The organism is bacterium (assembly GCA_020440705.1).
Taxonomy (GTDB): Bacteria; Krumholzibacteriota; Krumholzibacteriia; order LZORAL124-64-63; family LZORAL124-64-63; genus JAGRNP01.
Window position 1 is genome coordinate 34,353 of record JAGRNP010000014.1, and the last position, 17,758, is coordinate 52,110.

Here is a 17,758-nt window from a genome sequence, read left to right on the forward strand (position 1 = left end):
CTACTTCAGCTCCTTGATCACCTCGATGATCGCCTGGCGCTCCTCCTCGGTCGTGAGCGCGCCCTGCGCGGGCATCAGGTTCTCCTTGTAGCCCTTCACGATGTCGGCGTTGGGCTCGAGCATCGACTTCAGGATGTACGCGTCGTCGACCAGGACCTCGCGCTCGACGCCGTCGGTGAGGACCGTCGCGTTGTGGCCGTAGATGCCCTTGAACGACGGGCCGATCAGCGGCGAACCGTCGAGGCTGTGGCACGCGGTGCAGCCCTTGACGGCGAGCAGCTGCGAGCCGGCTGGCGGACCGGCCTCGATGCCCATCCACTCGTCCCACTCGGCGGCCGGGATGGCCTTCACCAGGCTAAGCATGGCGCTGTGCCGCTCGCCGCAGTACTCGGCGCAGAAGATGTTGTACTCGCCGTCGCGCGTCGCCTGGAACCAGGCCTTGTTGTGGCGGCCGGGCACGCAGTCCTCCTTGAGGCGGAAGGCGGGCACGAAGAAGCTGTGGATCACGTCGACGGACTCGAGGTTCAGCTTGATGTTGCGTCCGGTCGGCACGATCAGCTCGGTGGTCTGCCGGCCGTCCTCGTACTCGAACACCCACGACCACATCTGGCCGCGCACGGTGACGGGAATGGCGTCGTCCGGGATGTCCCGCATGACCTTGAAGCCCGCCCAGCCGTAGTAGAACATGACCAGCACCAGGATGGTCGGCAGCACGGTCCACAGCGTCTCGAGGGTCACGTTGCCCTCGATCTGCGCCGGGTTGGGGTTCTTGCTGCGCCGGTACTTCACGACGAAGGTGATCATCGCCACGGTCACGCCGATCAGCATCAGGACGCTCGCGCCCAGGATGAAGATGAAGGCGTTGTCTACGAGACCGGAATAACTGGAAGCTCCGTTCATGTCCGTCCCTTAGCGGAAGAGGTAGTCGAAGAAGGTCAGTCCCAGGAAGATGGCGAAGATGCCGATCGCCGTCAGGAACATGATCACGAAAACTTTCTTCTCGTACTTCAGGTGCATGAAGTACATCAGGATCAGGGCCGCCTTGATCGGCGTGACGATCATCGCCACCAGGATTCCCACGTGCCCCGGGTAGTAGACCGAGGCCCCGACGGTGATCGCCGTCAGGACCAGCAGGGCCACCCACACCCAGGCGAAGACGCTGACGGGAACGATGTGGTGGTCGTGCGCGTGGGCCGCGGCCGGATTCGCGTTGCTCATCGTCGCTCTCCTAGGTCGTCAGGTAGAACAGGGGCAGCAGGAAGATCCAGATCAGGTCCACCAGGTGCCAGTACAGGCCCGCGTACTCGAGCATGGCGTAGTTCGTCGACCCCACCGCGCCGCTGCGGATCTTCGCCGCCACGACCAGCATCACGATCATGCCGACCACGACGTGGATCCCGTGCAGGCCGGTCATCATGAAGTACAGGTTGAAGAACAGCCCCTCCCCGTGCGGCAGCTCGTGGATGTGCTCCGTGCCCGGGAAGATGTGGTGGTGGTACTTGGCGCTCCACTCGAAGTACTTGATCACGAGGAACGTCGCGCTCAGCCCCAGCGTCGAGAACAGGAAGGCCAGGCTGCGCCCGACCTGGTTGCGCTGCAGCGCCGCGATCGACAGCACGATGGTGAAGCTGCTCGTGAGCAGGACGACGGTGTTCGTCACCCCCATGAACTTGTTCAGCTCGGCCGCCGCATGGTGGAAGTCGGCCTCGTGCATGCCCCGGTAGACGCTGTAGATCACGAAGAGCCCGCCGAAGAGCAGGATCTCCGTGAAGAGGAACAGCCACATGCCGGTCTTCGAGCCCTCGTCGTCGCGGTGGACCACGTGGGCGTGCGGCGCGGCGTTCACGTCATGGACATCGGTCGCGTGGGAACTCACGAACGCACCTCCTGGGTGGTCGACGGCTCGTTCCCGCGCTCGCGCAGGATCTCGGTGAAGTCGTAGGGGCCGGTGGTCACCGTCGGCGGCGTCGCGAAGTTGAACAGCGGCGGCGGCGAGGTCGTCTGCCACTCGAGGGTGGTGCCGCCCCAGGGGTTGTCCGGGGCCTTGGCGCCCGACCGGATCGCACGGACCAGGTTGAACAGCATCAGCAGCACGCCCGAGACGAGGATCCACGACCCGACGGTCGCCACGAAGTTCAGCGGCGCGTACTGGGGCAGGTAGTCGGCGTAGCGGCGGGGCATGCCCATGATGCCCAGGGCCAGCATCGAGCCGTACAGGGTGTTGAAGCCGACCAGGATGAAGCCGCCCGCGATGATGGCGACCTTCTCGTTGTACATGCGGCCCCAGATCTTCGGCCACCAGTAGTGCAGGCCGGCGAACATGCCGATCGCGGCGCCGCCGAACATGGTGTAGTGGAAGTGCCCGACGATGTACGCGGTGTCGTGCACGTGGATGTCGGTCGAGAGGGCGCCGTTGGCCAGGCCCGTCAGGCCGCCGATGGAGAAGAGGAAGATCCAGCCCAGGGCGTACAGCAGCGGCGCCCGCAGCTCGATGGAGCCCTTGTACAGGGTCGCGAGCCAGTTGAAGATCTTCACGCCCGTGGGGATGGCCACGAAGAACGTCAGCAGCGAGAACACCCAGCGGGCGGTGTTGCTCATGCCGGCGGTGAACATGTGGTGGCCCCACACCAGGTAGCCCACCACGGCGATGGCCATGGACGACATGGCGATGGCCTTGTAGCCGAAGATCGTGCGGCGCGAGAAGGTGGGCAGGATCTCCGAGATGATGCCCATGGCCGGCAGCACCATCACGTACACGACCGGGTGCGAGTAGATCCAGAACAGGTGCTGGTACAGCACCGGGTCGCCGCCCAGGGCCGGGTTGAAGAACCCGAGGCCGAGCCAGCGCTCCATGATCACCAGCACCAGCGTGATGCCGACCACGGGCGTGGCGATGATCTGGATCCAGCTCGTGGCGTACAGGCCCCAGCAGAACAGCGGCATCTGGAACATACCCATGCCCGGGGCGCGCAGGCGGTGGATCGTGGTGATGAAGTTCATGCCGGTCATGATCGAGCTGAAGCCCAGCACGAAGGCCGCGCCCACGGCGAGCGAGACGTTGGTCTGGGTGTTCAGGGCGTAGGGCGCGTAGAACGTCCAGCCGCCGTCCGGCACGCCGCCGCCCACGAAGAGCGAGAGCACCGCCATCACGGCGCCGATCATGTACACGTACCAGCTCATCAGGTTCAGCCGCGGCATGGCCACGTCGTCCGCCCCCAGCTGCAGGGGCAGGATGAAGTTGCCCAGGATCGCGGGGATGCCGGGCACGATGAACAGGAAGATCATGATCACGCCGTGCAGGGTGAAGACCGAGTTGTAGGTCTTCGCGCTGACGAACTGCGAGCCCGGCTGCATCAGCTCCAGCCGGATCAGCACGCCCAGCGACATGCCGACCAGGAAGAAGGTGAACATGGCCGCCGCGTACATCAGGCCGATCTTCTTGTGGTCGACCGTGGTCAACCAGCTCAGGAGACCGCCGTTGGCGGGGGTCTTCAGGTAGCTGCCGGAATGGCCATAGGCGGCCGCACCGGAAGCGGCAACGGAACTGTCGGCCATCAGATCAAGCCTCCTTCCCGCGTCCGCGGACACGGGTCAAGTAGAACAGGAACGCGATGAAGAAAACGATGGAGGTCAGCATCACGACGCCGACCACCCGGGCCAGGTTGAAGACGTAGGTCCGACCCTCGGGGTCGTAGCTGAAACAGAACTGCAGCAGGCGCGCCGTCGTGGGCCGCACCTTGCCCTGGGCCGCCTCGTAGACGCCCATCTCGAAGTCGAAGGGCAGGAACTGCAGGCCGTACAGGTAGCGCACGATCTTCCGCTCGGGCGACAGGATCGCGATGCCGCCGGGATGCGTGTATTCCTTGCCCGCGCGCTTGTAGCGGAAGCCCAGGGCCCCGGTGAGCGCGTCGATGTCGGCCTGGTCGGCGGTGTAGAAGCGCCACGTCTCCGGCGGCAGCTCGCGCCCGACCAGCTTCAGGTAGTTGGCCTTCTTCTCCTTGGCCATGGCCGAGGTGTCCTTCGGCTCGAAGCTCACGGAGATCAGCTGGAAGGGCTGCTTGTCCGGCTGGAGCCGGCTCTTGCCCAGGATGTCGGCCACCTCGTTCAGCAGCGGCGTGCAGATGCCCGGGCACTCGAAGTAGACCATGGTGACCAGCGTCGGCCGGTCGACGATGTCCGACAGCAGCACCGCCTGGCCGTCCTCGTCGATGAGCGTGATGTCCCCGGGCACGATCTCGCCCAGGTGCTCGTCGAACTCGACGGCCTCCTCGTTCAACTGGGCCAGCGCCGGGACCCCGCCCAGCACGAGAAGGCCCGCCAGGAGCACCCCGCTCCACCACTTCGTCATTCCCCACGCTCCCGTCTTCCCGCACGGCTTCGGACTCGTCATCGGACTCGTCATCGGAGTCGTCATCGGATTCGACTTCCCACTCGGCATCGGCCACCCCCGCCCCGGACGCACCGCGTCTCGCGGCCGCCTGCGGTCCGCACAACCGACCGCCCCCGCGGGCGAACCGGTCACGTCATTACAGGTGATGGAAACGTCGGACTGGGCCGCAGATGGGCGCCCACGCTTCAAGTGAGAATGAGAATCAAATCATCACAATCCATGGTAACATGGTGTGATATTGGTTCGCAATATTAAAAAAACGGTCTCTTTTGGCCAGAAAATCCTCGGCGGCGGCCCCGACCCGCTGCACCACATTCCCAACCGATTGTTGGACTTACGATTATCGACCGATCCGGTCAGGCTTTCACCTTCTCCACCCACGACATGCAGCTTCCCAACGGGTGGATCGGACCCTTGACCAGGGTGCAGGTGCCGCAGGGACCGCCGTCGGCCGGCGGCTGCCAGAAGTTGCACGACTGGCAGAGCTTCGCCGGATCGGCGGAGCGGATCTCGTACTTGAAGGTGGCGCGGGTCGTCTTCGCCTCTTCGGAGAGGGAGGCCGGGTCGTTGCACGGATCGGCGACGGCGCGGGCGGCGTCGATGGTCGCCTTGGCGCGTCCCGGCGTGGTGTCGGCCGCCTGGTCCTCGCCGCCGCAGCCCCCGAGGGGAACGAGGCCGGCCAGCACGGCCCAGCCCGCGGCCAGGGCGGTGCCGGAGCGGATCAGGAAACGACGGCGATGCGGGGCGAACGACGACATGGGACATCCTCCTCTGCGGACGGTCACGAAAGACGCTGCCTCCAACCTCACCCCGATCGCCCCGGTCGGCAACCCCCGCCGCGCGATTCCGTATGTGCCGCGGGAGCGCTCCTGCGTTAGAGTGGGAGCATTCCGCCGTTCTCCCCACACCGGACCGAGGAGTTCAAGATGTCCCAGTTCCGCACGTTCCGGTCGCCGGCGCTGCCGCTGACCCTGCTCGTCCTGCTGCTGGCCCTGCCGGCGGCCGCCCAGGACGAAGGCACCAGGCTCGGCTACCAGATGCCCCCCCAGGTGCTGGCCGACATCATCGACGCCCCGCCGACCCCCGGCGTCTCCATCAGTCCCGACAACCGCTGGCTGCTGCACCTCGAGCGCCCCGGCTACCCGTCCATCGCCGAGGTGGCCCAGCCCGAGCTGCGTCTCGCCGGCCTGCGCATCAACCCGCGCAGCAACGGCCCGAGCCGCGGCTGGAACCTGAACGGGCTCCTGCTGCAGAACCTTTCGTCGGGCGACGAGGTGCGTGTCACCGGCCTGCCGGCCGACCCGCAGATCACCAGCGTGACCTGGTCGCCGGACTCCGAACGCATCGCCTTCGTGGTGAACATCGACGACGCCCTGACCCTCTGGACGGCCAAGGCGAAGGACGGCAAGGCCCAGCGGCTCACCCCCGCGGGCATGGCCCTGAACGCCGTCTACGGCCGCCCCTACAGCTGGCTGTCCGACAACAAGGCCCTCGTCGCGCGGGTGATCCCCGCCGGACGCGGCGCCGCCCCGGCCGAGCCCGTGGTCCCGTCGGGCCCGGTGATCCAGGAGAACCTGGGCAAGAAGGCCCCGGCCCGCACCCTGCAGGACCTGCTGCAGAACCCCTACGACGAGAGCCTGTACGACCACTACGCCACCAGCGAGCTGGTCGTCGTCGACCTGAAGGGCAAGACGCGCAGGATCGGCGACGCCGCCATCTACCGGCGGGTGAACCCCTCGCCGGACGCGAAGTACGTCCTGGTCGAGATGGTCAGACGCCCCTACTCCTACTCCCTGCGCGAGGGCAGCTTCCCCAAGGCGGTCCAGGTCTGGGACCGCGACGGCAAGCTGGTCTACGAGGTGGCCGACCTGCCGCTGCAGGACCAGGTGCCCATCAGCTTCGGCTCCGTGGAGACGGGCCGCCGCTCGATCGACTGGCGCGCCGACGCCGCGGCCGAGCTGGTCTGGGTCGAGGCCCTCGACGGCGGCGACGGCGGCGTCGAGGCCGCCGAGCGCGACCGCGTGTTCACCCTCGCGGCCCCGTTCAGCGGCGAGCCCGCGGTGCTGGCCACCCTGGCCCAGCGCTACGGCGGCGTCACCTGGGGCCACGGCGAATTGGCCTTCGTCAGCTCGTGGTGGTGGACGACGCGCAACGTGAAGGTGTGGCGCGTGCAGCCCGACCACCGCGACGTCGCCCCCGTGCTCGTGCAGGACCGCAGCTGGCAGGACCGCTACGCCGATCCCGGCGAACCCGTGCTGCACGCCAACGCCTGGGGCGAGTGGGTGATCCTCACCGCCGACGGCGGCAACACCATCTTCCTCGACGGCCCGGGCGCCAGCCCCGAGGGCGACCGCCCCTTCCTCGATGCGCTGGACCTGCGCACCATGGAGACCACGCGCCTGTTCCATTCCGAGGCGCCCTACTACGAGGATCCCGTCGAGGTCATCGACGTGGACAGGCGCCTGGTGCTGACCCGGCGCGAGTCGCAGACCGAGCCCCCCAACTACTTCCTGCGCGACCTGAAATCGGGCGACGCGACGCAGAAGACCCGCTTCCCCAACCCGACGCCGCAGCTCGACGGCATCAGCAAGGAGCTGATCACCTACGAGCGCAGCGACGGCGTGAAGCTGACCGGCACCCTCTACCTGCCGGCGGGCTACGACAAGGAGCGGGACGGGCCCCTGCCCTGCGTCATGTGGGCCTACCCCACCGAGTTCAAGAGCAAGCAGGACGCCGGCCAGGTCACCGATTCGCCCTACCGCTTCACGCGGGTGGGCTGGTGGTCGCCGATGGTCTTCCTGACCCGCGGCTACGCGGTCTTCGACGACCCGACCATGCCCATCGTGGGCGAGGGCGACGAGGAGCCCAACGACACCTTCGTGCAGCAGCTCGTGGCCAGCGCCCAGGCCGCCGTCGACGTCGTCGTCGACCGCGGCGTGGTCGACCGCGACCGCATCGCCATCGGCGGCCACAGCTACGGCGCCTTCATGACGGCGAACCTGCTGGCCCACTCCGACCTCTTCCGCTGCGGCCTGCCCCGCAGCGGCGCCTACAACCGCACGCTCACGCCCTTCGGCTTCCAGAGCGAGGAGCGCACGGTGTGGGAGGCTCCGGAGATCTACACGACCATGAGCCCGTTCATGCACGCCGACAAGATCAACGAGCCGATCCTGCTCGTGCACGGCGACGCGGACAACAACTCGGGCACCTACCCCATGCAGAGCGAGCGCATGTACGGCGCCCTGAAGGGCCTGGGCGGCACGGCCCGGCTGGTGATGCTGCCTCACGAGTCGCACGGCTACCGCGCCCGCGAGTCGCTCATGCACCTGCTGTGGGAGACCGACGTGTGGCTCGAGCGCTACTGCAAGAACGCCGAGCCGCGGTCGCTGGCCGGAAGCGAGATGGGTGGCTCCTAGGCCGCCCGCCGGACCGGCAGGATAAAGGCGCCGCCCGCAGGGGCGGCGCCTTTCCCTTGCGCAGCACGGCGGCCGGGCTCAGCGCGCCGCGAGCCGCGCCGCCAGTTCCCGGGCCTGCAGCACGGGCTGGAATCCGGGCGTCGCCTGCGACCAGGCCGCGAGCGCCGCATCCAGGTGGTCGCGGGCCTGGTCCATGTCGCGGCGGGCCTCGGCCAGCAGCGCCGCCTCGAGCCGGATCTGCGGGTAGGCCGGCTCCACCTTCAGCGCCTCGTCCAGCACCACGGCGGCCTCCTTGAGCTGGCCGTCCCGGCGCAGGGCCCGCGCGCAGTCGGCCCGCAGGAAGGGCTGCACCTTGATGGCCTCGTCGAGGGCCTCGCGGTAGGCCGTCACCGCGCCGGGGATGTCCCCTTCCGCCTCGGCGATCATGGCCTCGACCATGGTGACGCTCGAGCGGAAGGTCTCGAAGCCGAACTGGTCGATGATCACCACGGCCTCGGCCAGGGCCGCCCGCGCCTCGGCGGGGCGCCCGGCCTCGACCAGCACCCACGCCTGCCCCACGCCGGCCAGCCCGGTGAACGGCGCCGGGATCGCCTCTCGCGCCGCGGCCATCCGCGCGAGCGCCGCGTCGGGCCGCCCGGCGCTGCTCAGCGACGGCAGCATCATCGTGTAGACGAGGTTCGCCTGCAGCGGGTTCTGCAGTTCGAGAATCGCGGCGTGGGACACGTCCAGGTACTCCTCGACCATGTCGCCGCGCCCGAGGAGCATGCCCAGGTTCACGAGACGGTTCGCGGCCCGCGCCGTCTCGCGCGCCCCGCCCGCCGTCGTCAGCTTCTCCTTCAGGACCTGCTCCGACGGCTCCCACGCCCCCATCTTGATGTCCAGGTCGATGACGCTCATGGCCAGCGTGCCGTTCTCCGGCTCGAGCAGCAGGGCCTCCGAGAGGGCGTCGCGCGCGTCGTCGAGGCGCCCGACGTCGCTGTAGAAGTCGGACAGGTTCTCGTAGCCGTCGGCCCGGGTCGGGTTGAGCTCGATGTACCGCTTCAGGTAGCCCTCGGCCTTGTCCAGATCGCCCAGCTGGGTGTGCAGGTCGGCCAGGTCCTCCAGCGAACTGACGCGGGCCGGATCGATGGCGAGGATCCGCTCGTGGGCGGCCACGGCCGCCGGCAGGTCCTGCCGGATGTAGGCGAAGGTAGCCATCTGCTCGTAGGCCCCGACGTCGTCGGGATAGATGCGCGCCCACATGTCGACCACCGCGGCGGCCTTCTCCGCGTCGTGCTTCTCGTTGAAGTAGTACTGGGCCTTGATCAGGAAGCCCAGCCGCTCGGGCAGTTTGTAGAGATTCGCCATGGCCGCGCCGATGGCCTGCGACGCCACCTCGGCCTGGCCCAGGCTCTGGGACACGCCGAACAGGAGGAACTGGGCCAGGGCGTAGCCCTCGTCGCGCTTCACGGCCTCCTGCAGCAGCGGCACCGCCTCGTCCCACTTGTTGGCGTGGGTCACGTTCAGCACGGCGCGGACGTGCAGCCGGACCGCCTCGGGGTCGGCGCTGGTCATCTCGACCACGGGCAGGTCGGGGTTCTGCTCGAGCTGGGCCGCGGGCACGCCGAGATCCTCGCGCACCTGGCGCGAGAGGCGGTCGGTCAGGGCCATCAGGTCGGGCGCCGTGAACGTCCGCTCCGCCACGATGCGCCCGGTCTCGCTGGCGTTCAGCCGCGTCCGCAGCTCCCAGCCCCCGGCGGCGGGGGCGAGTTCGCCCGTCAGGTAGTGGGGAATGTGGGCGTCCCGCGCGATCTTGCGCAGGCGCGCGCCGGACAGGCCCCGCCCGTCCTCGGAGTCCGCCGCCCGGAACGAGGCCGGGATCGACAGGGGCAGCACCGTGTCGACGAAGGGGTCCTGGCTGATGTCCATGGAGACCAGGTAGGCCAGCACCTCGCCGGACACGTCGGCCGAGTCGGCGCCCGCCGGCAGCGTCGGGTAGCAGATCAGGACCCGCTGGCGGAACGCGCTCGTCGGGACCACGCGCTCGACGACGGCGCCGTTCTCGTCCTCGACCTCGATGGTGCGGGTGACGGCGCCGAGCTCCCGCCCCTGGAACATGACGAAGAGCAGCACGGCGATGCCCACCACGTTGGCGGGCACCACGATCTTGGGCGCGCGGCCCCAGGCGTCGCGACCGGGCCGCCCGTGCACCCAGGCCAGGGTCGCCACGCTGGGCAGGGCCAGCAGCAGGCCTAGGCCGACGAGGTTGACCAGGTCCGGAGCCACCCGCATCCGGCCCTCGAGGAAGGCGAGGAACTGCAGGAGGCCCCATCCGCCCACCACGTAGCCGCTGATGATCTGGGGCACGCGCCGCTCGCGCAGCTCCTGGAAGAGGTTCATGTCCGGTCTCCGGCTGGGGGCAAAACGGAGCCCGCCCCGACGGGAAACGGGGGCGGCCCGGATCTCACAGGATCCAATCCGCCCCCAATCATCGGTCAATTCGCCGCGGGAGACAACCGCCCAGACGCGGTTCAGTCCGCGGCCGCGGTGATCACCTCCGGCAACTCCTCCCCCGCGGGCACGAAGCGCATGGAGATGGAGTTGACGCAGTGGCGCGTGTTCTTGGGCGTCAGCCCCTCGCCCAGGAAGACGTGGCCCAGGTGCCCGCTGCAGTTGGCGCAGGTGATCTCGGTGCGGCGGCCGTCGGCGTCGGGCACGCGCTTCACCGCGCCCGCGATCTCGTCGTCGAAGGCGGGCCAGCCGCAGCCCGAGTTGAACTTGTCCTGGGACGTGTACAGCGGGGCGTTGCAGCGGCGGCAGATGTAGGTGCCCTTCGCGAAGAGCTTGTCGTATTCGCCGGTCCAGGGCATCTCGGTGCCCTTCTGCAGGATGACCCGCTTCTCCTCGTAATTCAGCTTGTTGTATTCCACGGGCTTCTCCCCCGCCTGGCCGATCGCCGCCGCAGCGGCCGCGACCAGGATGATGATCAGGGCCAGGCCCCGTTTGTCGACTCTCATGACGTCCTCCCGTTGCTGGGTGCTTCTAGCGCCGAAGGAACCCCCGAACGCGGTTTCCCGCAAGGGGCGGCGCCGTTCTCGCGTCCGCCCCGACTACGAAACGACCCGGCCGCGTGTGACCGGCGGCCGGGTCGTGGTGCGTCGCGGGTCCGGTCAGGCGGCTCAGCGCCGGCGGCCGCCCCCGCCCCGGGGCGCCGAACGCTGCGGGGCCTGACGCTGGCGCTCGGCGCCGCGCTGCCGGTTGCCCCGGTCGCGGTCGAGCTGCTGGCGGTCCCGCTGCTGCGGGCGTTCCTGGGGCTTGACCTGTTCCCGGCTGCGGTCGGGCTGGCGGTCGGGCTGTCGGTCACCCTGGGGCCGGGTCGCGTCGCGGCTGCCGTCGCGGCTGCGGTCGCCCTCGGGTCGGGCCTCGTCCCGGCTCCGGTTCCGGCCGGCGTCCTTGTCGCGGCTGCGGTCGCGGTCGCCGTCGCGCTCGCGATCCCCGTCCCGCTCGCGCTCGCCCTTCTCGTCGCGCCACTCGCCGCCTTCCCGCTTCTCCCAGTTGCCGTCCCGGTCGCGGTACACGTCGCCGTTGCGGTCGGCGTAGACGTTGTTGGCCCGGTCGCTGCGGCCCGGCTGCACCCGCGCCGGGCGGCCCAGGTCGCCGGTGCGCTTCACGCCGTCGGTGCGCGCGCGGTAGGTGTTGGCGCGCGGGTCGTGCTGCGCGGCGCGGTAGCCCGCGCGGTAGCCGTCGGCGAAGCCGCGGTCATAGCCGTGCCGGTAGCCGTGGTTGTAGCCGTGCCAGTAGCCGTGACGATACCCGTACCGGTAGCCGCCCGGACCCCAGCAGCCGTAGTAGGGCCGGCCCCAGCCCACGCCGATGCTGAGCCAGCCGTAGCTCATGCCGAAGGTGAAGCCCCAGCCGGTCCAGGGGCTGTAGTGCACGCCGAAGCCGTAGGTCACGGGCCGCGGGTAGTACACGGCGCCCCACCACGGATGGTACACCCAGCCGGTCCCGTAGATCACGCACGGACCGGCCACGTAGGTGCCGTAGTAGCCCGGGGTGTAGCCCACGTACACCACTTCCGGCGTCGCGTCGTAGATCTGCACGTACTTCACGTTGTACACCGGGCAATCCGGGGGCAGGTCCTGCACCACCGCCGGCACCATGTCGGCCACCCGCCAGGGACCGTTGGGCCCGCTCGCCGTGAACCACACGGCGTTGTCCACGCACCAGTAGTCGCCCTCGATCAGCAGCACCGACTTGTCGGTGTTGCGGGCGTAGCTGATGCCCGCCCCGCACGACTCGAACACCGGGTCGCCGTCGTAGCGCACCTCGCAGGTGGCCGTCCGGCGGTCGATCTCCGCCGTCTGGGGGATCTGCGCATCGAGGATGGCGTCGCGGGCCTGGGGCGTGTCCGGCACCGAGGCCAGCACCCGGCCCATGTCCGAATCGGCGGGAATGGCGGCGAAGTCGGCGGGCAGATCGGCGAAGGGCACGTGCTCCCAGCGCCCGTCGGCCAGCTCGCCGTTGCGGAACCAGCGTCCGGCGATGAGCACGTAGTACTTCTGCCCCGCGATGTCCATGACGATGTCCGACTCGGAGTTGCGCAGGTAGAGCAGGTCGGTGCCCGCGATGGGGGCCAGATCGGCGGCGCCGTCGGTGACGATGAGCTCGGCGGGTCCCGTGCTCACGAGGATCTCGGGCGGCGCCTCGTCGGCGTCCCGGGCGACGCCGAGGTTCTCGGCGTCGGCGGCCGCGGCGGCGGCCTGGTCCTGCTCCTCCTGCTCGATGCGGGCCGCCACGTCGCCCAGCGCCGGCGGCAGCCCGGACACGACCTGCCACGGACCGGCCAGGTCGGCCGCCGTGAACCACATGCCCCCGCCCCGCAGGTACAGCCAGCGCGAAGCCGGATCCTCGACGATGAAGAACACCGTGTTCGCCACGTAGCGCAGGTCGGTGCCGGACAGCGTCGCGATGATCGGGTCGCCGTCCACTAGCACCAGCACCGCCGGATGGTCGCGCACCAGGATCCGCGGCGCGTCGTGGTTGAAGCCCTCCTCGGCCCCCGCGCCGGCGACCCCGTCGAGGGACGCGGCGAGGCGCTCGAGGGAGATCTCGAGGTCCCACTTCGGGATCTCGGCCTCGAGGTACCGGCTCAGCTCCGCGACCTTCGCGGCGTCGGTGTCCGGGAAGCGTGCGTTGCTCACGGTCACCCGCTCGAGCGTGGCCGTGCCGGCCTCCCGGTCGGTGGCCAGGTCGCACTGGAACCACATGGCGCCGAAGACCGGCGCCTTGGCCCCCTTGGCCGTCACGGCCACGGCCGCACGGGCCTCGAGCCGGTTGCCCGTGAACGATTCGACCTGGGGCTGGTAGAGCTGGATCCGCCCCCGCTCGCCCTCCATCACCTTGGGCCACTCGTTCTCCTGGGCCGAAGCCGCGGTCGCCGCCCCCAGGATCGCCATCGCCGCCAGGACCACCATGGTCCCCGCCCGGCTTCTGCCCGCCATCCGGAATCTCGTCATGTCGGAACCTCCCTGGCGCGGAGCCTAGTCGCGCCGCCTTCCGGCGTCAATCGGCGGGTCCGGAGGTTGTCGCGCGCCGGGCGATGCGGTACTTTTTCGCCGCGAACCGAAGCGCCACCGCCACCCCGGAGAATCCCTTGCGCGCCCTTGCCTCCCCGCGTGCCGGACGCCGCCTGCGTCCCCTCGTCACCGCCGTCACGGTGCTGGTCGTGGTGGGCGTCGCGGCCGTGGCCTGGATCACCATCCGCGAACTGCAGGTGCAGCGTACGGTCTTCGCCGACATCCTCGACCGCAAGCTGACCGCGACCAGCAACCAGTTCCGCTATTACCTGCAGCCCGTGAACGACGACCTCGCGGCCATGGACGGCTGGTACCGCGAAGGCCTGCTCGACGCGGCGCACCCCGACGCGGCGGCGACCCTGCTGGCGCCCCTCCTCGCGCCGACGCCCCAGATCAGCGCCGCCTACCTGTTGCCGCCGGAAGGCGCCATCGTGCGGCTCGCCCGAAGCGGCGGCACCTGGGGCCTGGCGCCCGCCGGCGAGGGCGAAGCCGACCCGCGCCACTCCGAGTGGTACGGACGCGCCCGCCAGGCGCGGCCGGGCGATCCGGTCGCCTGGTCCGACTACAGCGACCTGCCGGGGCTCGGCGTGCGGGGCCTGCTCATCGGGCGGGCCACCGATGACGGCACGGTGCTCGCGGTGGGCATCGCCAAGGCGGACCTCGACCGCTTCACCGCCACGGCGCCGATCACCGAGAACGGCATCCTCGTGCGCCGCTTCGCCGGCGGGCGCATCGCCTGGCTCGCCCCCGGTTCGGGCGGCGAACTCGACACCACCGACAGCAACGACCTGCTGGTCAGCGACCGCCCCGAGCACGAGGTCATCGGCACCGCCCTGCGCGAGTGGGGCCGGCGGGAACGCCCCTGGGAAGAGGCCTTCCGCTTCAAGGTCGACGGCACCACCTGGTGGGCCTCGTTCTACCGCAGCGTGCCCGGCACCGACCCCGGCGAGCTGGGCCTGATGGCGCCCGCCAGCGATCTCGGCCGCCGCCTGGAGACGGCCACCGGCCGGGTGACGATCCTTTTCGGCGCCATCCTCGCCCTGGCCATGACCGCCGTCGTGCTGCTCGCCTTCGACTACCGCAACAAGTACCGGCGCACCGCCCGCGGCCGCGTGGCCCCGCCCGACGACGCGGCGGCGGTGCGCGCCCTCATCGCCGGCGGCGAGTCCGTCGGGGTCGAGTTCAAGGCGACCATGCGCTGGAACCTGCACGCCGACAAGCCGGGCAAGGAGATGGAGCTGGCCTGGCTCAAGACCGTCGTGGCCTACCTGAACACCGACGGCGGCCACCTGCTGATCGGCGTCGCCGACGACGGCGGGGTGGTGGGCACGGCCCGCGACGCCTTCCCCAGCGACGACAAGTTCATCCTCCACTTCGACAACCTCGTGCAGCAGCACATCGGCCTCGAGTTCGCCGCCTGGATCCACGGCCGCTTCCACGCCCTCGGCGAGCAGCGGGTCTTCGTCGTCACCTGCGACCGCTGCACCGATCCGGTCTTCCTGCGCAAGGGACAGAAGGGACAGGAGAGCGAGGAGTTCTACATCCGCGTCGGGGCCAGCAGCCGCCAGCTGCCGAGCAGCCGCATCGTGCCCTACCTGGAGGAGCGCCGATGAACCGCAAACTCATCCTCTGGCGCGGCGCCCACCTCTTCGCCACGCGCCCCGGCCTCATGGAACGTCTCGAGGCGGCGCGGCGCCTGGTGCCCCTCGCCGGCGACCAGCTGCTGCACCCGGCCGTGCCCGCCGACTACGTGGTGCGCCGCGGCAAGCTGCGCGTGAGCCAGTTCCTGCCCGACGGCCGCGAGATCACGCGGGCCATCCTGCAGGCCGGTGCGGTGGTCCTGACCCGTGACGACGATCCGGAGGCGGCGGATCCGGCCGCCGACCGCTACCATATCGAGGACCTCGTCCTGGCCGCCCTCGGCGAGGTCGAGATGTGGGCGCTGCCCGCCGGAGCGCTCGCCGACGCGAACTGAACGGAACGGAAGAAGATGAGCACCAAGCCCCGCCTCGTCCTGTGCATCCTCGACGGTGTCGGTTACCGCACCGGTCCCGGCAGCGAGATCGGCAACGCCGTCAAGGGCGCCGCGCCGGCCTTCTACGAGTCGCTCTTCCGCGACTACCCCTTCACCACCCTCGACGCCAGCGGCCTGCACGTGGGACTGCCCGACGGCCAGATGGGCAACTCCGAGGTGGGCCACCTGACCATCGGGGCCGGACGCGTGATGGACCAGGAGCTCGTGCGCATCAGCAAGTCCCTCGCCACGGGCGAGTTCGCCCGCACCCCCGCCTGGACCGGCTTCATGGAGCGTGCCCGCGCCGGCAGCGGCCGCCTGCACCTGCTGGGCCTCGTCTCGCCGGGCGGCGTCCATTCCCACACCGACCACCTGAAGGGCATCGTCGCCGCGGCGAAGGACGCCGGCCTGGGCGAGATCTACGTGCATGCCTTCCTCGACGGCCGCGACACCGACCCCCGCGGCGGCGCCGGCTACGTGGCCGACCTCGTCGCCGCCCTCGACACCATCGGCGCCGGACGGATCGCCAGCGTCTGCGGCCGCTACTGGGCCATGGACCGCGACAAGCGCTGGGAGCGCGTCGGCCGCGCCTGGCGCCTGCTGGTCGACGGCGAGATCGACGCCAAGGGCGCCCGCGCCACCGACCCCGTCGCCGCCATCGAGGCCGGCTACGCCGCCGGCGTCACCGACGAGTTCATGGAGCCCACCCTCCTGACCGATGCCGCCGGCGCCCCCGTGGCCACCGTGCAGGATGGCGACAGCGTCTTCTTCTGGAATTTCCGCGCCGACCGCGCCCGCGAACTCACCTGGGCCTTCGTGCAGGAGGGCTTCGACGGCTTCACGCCGGCCCACCGCCCCCGCGTGAACTACCTCACCATGACGCCCTACGACGAGAAGCTGGCCGACCTGCCCGCCGTGTTCCGGCCCGAGATGCCGCGCAACGGCCTGGCCGAGGTCTTCGCCGCCCACGGCCTGCGCAACCTGCGCACCGCCGAGACCGAGAAGTACGCCCACGTGACGTACTTCCTGAACGGCGGCCGCGAGGAGCCGTATCCCGGCGAGGACCGCCAGCTCGTCCCCTCGCCGAAGGTCGCCACCTACGACCTGCAGCCCGAGATGAGCGCGCCCGAGGTGGCGGCGATCGTCGACCGCGCCTGCCGCGGCGACGACTACGACGTGGTCATCGTGAACTTCGCCAACGGCGACATGGTCGGCCACACCGGCGTGTACGACGCCGCGGTCGCGGCCTTCCGCACCCTCGACCGGCTCCTGTCCGAGATCATGCCGCCGAGCCTCGCGCAGGGCACCGTCTGGCTGGTCACCGCCGACCACGGCAACTGCGACGAGATGCTCGCCGAAGACGGCTCCGTCCTCACCCAGCACTCCCTGAACAAGGTGCCCTTCGTGGTCGCCGGACGGGAATTCGCGGGCCGGAAGGACGCCCTGAAGGACGGATCCTTCGGTTTGGCCGACATCGCGCCCACCGTCCTGGACCTGCTGCGGATCCCGCAACCCCATGAAATGACAGGACAAACGATCCTGCGTAGCCGTCCGGAATAGTGAGGATTTAACAAATTATTGACCGGGCCCGGTTTTCTTTCCGGGCCCGGTATGCTATTCTTGTGATCCCTTTCGGGCCGCCTCGGCTAAGGCGGTGCGGAGAGGGACGCGGCGCAGGGGGACTGACCATCCCGGCCCACATTCGCCCAAGCCGGCATGCCGGCCGGGATGGAGGTTGGGGGAGACCGAACGTGATCCGCCCACCGCACCGCACATGCGCTCTGATTCCCACTTGAGGTCCATTCGCTTGACACCTGACTTCTCGAGTAGGAAGCGCACGATGCCGGGTCCGAGCCCACGTCTGAACACAGGTCCGAACATGGGTTCGACCGGCATGGCTTTCCGGATGGCGCTTGCAGAAGTGCCGAAACAGATCACCCCTGCGCGAAGGAGGCCGAAAGGATGAAGAAGCATCTTTTTGGCATGGCACTGTGCATGTGCCTTGTTTTGATCAGCGGCGTGGCCACCGCCCAGGACATCGATGACATCCAGGTCTACGATGCCGGCGGCGCGCCTGCCAGCCCCTACCTCGGCCAGAGCGTCACCGTCACGGGTCAGATCACCGTGCTCAAGGGCACGTACAACAGCGGCACCTGGTACATCCAGGACGCCACCGGCGGCATCCAGTTCTTCGATTCCGCGGCGGGTCCGTTCGCCCTCGGCGACGTCGTCGAGGTCACCGGCACCGTCAGCACGTTCAGCGGTGAGCTGCAGATCGGCACCCCGAGCTCCGTGTTCCTGAGCGCGGGTACGCCCGTCGTCCCGGCGAGCTACGACATCTCGGCCCTCACCTTCGAGGAAGTCGGCAGCCTGATCGAGG

Annotated in this window: 14 protein-coding genes; 5 read left to right on the top strand and 9 right to left on the bottom strand. The window is 69.5% G+C overall.

The window, feature by feature from the left end; translation table 11 throughout:
- The 6 genes from coxB to KDM41_03955 form a co-directional block, all read right to left on the bottom strand.
- On the bottom strand, positions 1-900 hold the full coding sequence (coxB, locus tag KDM41_03930; GenBank protein MCB1182559.1) for a cytochrome c oxidase subunit II: 900 nt from the start codon (positions 898-900) through the stop codon (positions 1-3).
- A gap of 9 nt (positions 901-909) precedes the next feature.
- A complete protein-coding gene (locus KDM41_03935) occupies positions 910-1,218 on the bottom strand; it encodes a cytochrome C oxidase subunit IV family protein (GenBank protein ID MCB1182560.1) in 309 nt (102 codons plus the stop codon).
- Positions 1,219-1,228: 10 nt separating this feature from the next.
- Entirely contained in the window at positions 1,229-1,786 is a 558-nt protein-coding gene (locus tag KDM41_03940) for a cytochrome c oxidase subunit 3 (protein MCB1182561.1), read from the bottom strand.
- Between the two features lie 86 nt (positions 1,787-1,872).
- Entirely contained in the window at positions 1,873-3,555 is a 1,683-nt protein-coding gene (locus KDM41_03945) for a cbb3-type cytochrome c oxidase subunit I (GenBank protein MCB1182562.1), read from the bottom strand.
- Positions 3,556-3,559: 4 nt separating this feature from the next.
- On the bottom strand, positions 3,560-4,348 hold the full coding sequence (locus tag KDM41_03950; protein ID MCB1182563.1) for an SCO family protein: 789 nt from the start codon (positions 4,346-4,348) through the stop codon (positions 3,560-3,562).
- Between the two features lie 398 nt (positions 4,349-4,746).
- Positions 4,747-5,148 carry a hypothetical protein gene (locus KDM41_03955; GenBank protein MCB1182564.1) on the bottom strand — a complete coding sequence of 134 codons (402 nt, stop codon included), beginning with the start codon at positions 5,146-5,148 and terminating at the stop codon, positions 4,747-4,749.
- A gap of 168 nt (positions 5,149-5,316) precedes the next feature.
- Here KDM41_03955 and KDM41_03960 point away from each other — a divergent pair, with 168 nt between their 5' ends.
- On the top strand, positions 5,317-7,806 hold the full coding sequence (locus tag KDM41_03960) for a S9 family peptidase (protein MCB1182565.1): 2,490 nt from the start codon (positions 5,317-5,319) through the stop codon (positions 7,804-7,806).
- Between the two features lie 78 nt (positions 7,807-7,884).
- Here the strand turns inward: KDM41_03960 and KDM41_03965 are convergent, their stop codons facing one another.
- The 3 genes from KDM41_03965 to KDM41_03975 all read right to left on the bottom strand — a co-directional run bounded on the left by KDM41_03965 (position 7,885) and on the right by KDM41_03975 (position 13,304).
- Positions 7,885-10,185 (bottom strand): tetratricopeptide repeat protein, encoded by a 2,301-nt coding sequence (locus tag KDM41_03965; protein MCB1182566.1) that lies wholly within the window; start codon positions 10,183-10,185, stop codon positions 7,885-7,887.
- A 131-nt stretch (positions 10,186-10,316) separates the two neighbouring features.
- A complete protein-coding gene (locus KDM41_03970) occupies positions 10,317-10,802 on the bottom strand; it encodes a methionine-R-sulfoxide reductase (GenBank protein MCB1182567.1) in 486 nt (161 codons plus the stop codon).
- A gap of 162 nt (positions 10,803-10,964) precedes the next feature.
- Positions 10,965-13,304 (bottom strand): hypothetical protein, encoded by a 2,340-nt coding sequence (locus KDM41_03975; protein MCB1182568.1) that lies wholly within the window; start codon positions 13,302-13,304, stop codon positions 10,965-10,967.
- A gap of 137 nt (positions 13,305-13,441) precedes the next feature.
- On the opposite strand from KDM41_03975, the gene KDM41_03980 reads away from it, so the two are divergent.
- The 4 genes from KDM41_03980 to KDM41_03995 form a co-directional block, all read left to right on the top strand.
- Positions 13,442-14,977, top strand: a complete 1,536-nt coding sequence (locus KDM41_03980) for an ATP-binding protein (GenBank protein ID MCB1182569.1) — start codon at positions 13,442-13,444, stop codon at positions 14,975-14,977.
- A complete protein-coding gene (locus KDM41_03985; GenBank protein ID MCB1182570.1) occupies positions 14,974-15,339 on the top strand; it encodes a cyclic nucleotide-binding domain-containing protein in 366 nt (121 codons plus the stop codon). The genes KDM41_03980 and KDM41_03985 overlap by 4 nt, the downstream gene beginning before the upstream one ends.
- A gap of 15 nt (positions 15,340-15,354) precedes the next feature.
- Positions 15,355-16,938 carry a 2,3-bisphosphoglycerate-independent phosphoglycerate mutase gene (gene gpmI, locus KDM41_03990; protein MCB1182571.1) on the top strand — a complete coding sequence of 528 codons (1,584 nt, stop codon included), beginning with the start codon at positions 15,355-15,357 and terminating at the stop codon, positions 16,936-16,938.
- 423 nt (positions 16,939-17,361) lie between these two features.
- Positions 17,362-17,758: hypothetical protein (locus KDM41_03995; protein ID MCB1182572.1), on the top strand; the 397-nt coding region annotated here is incomplete at its 3' end.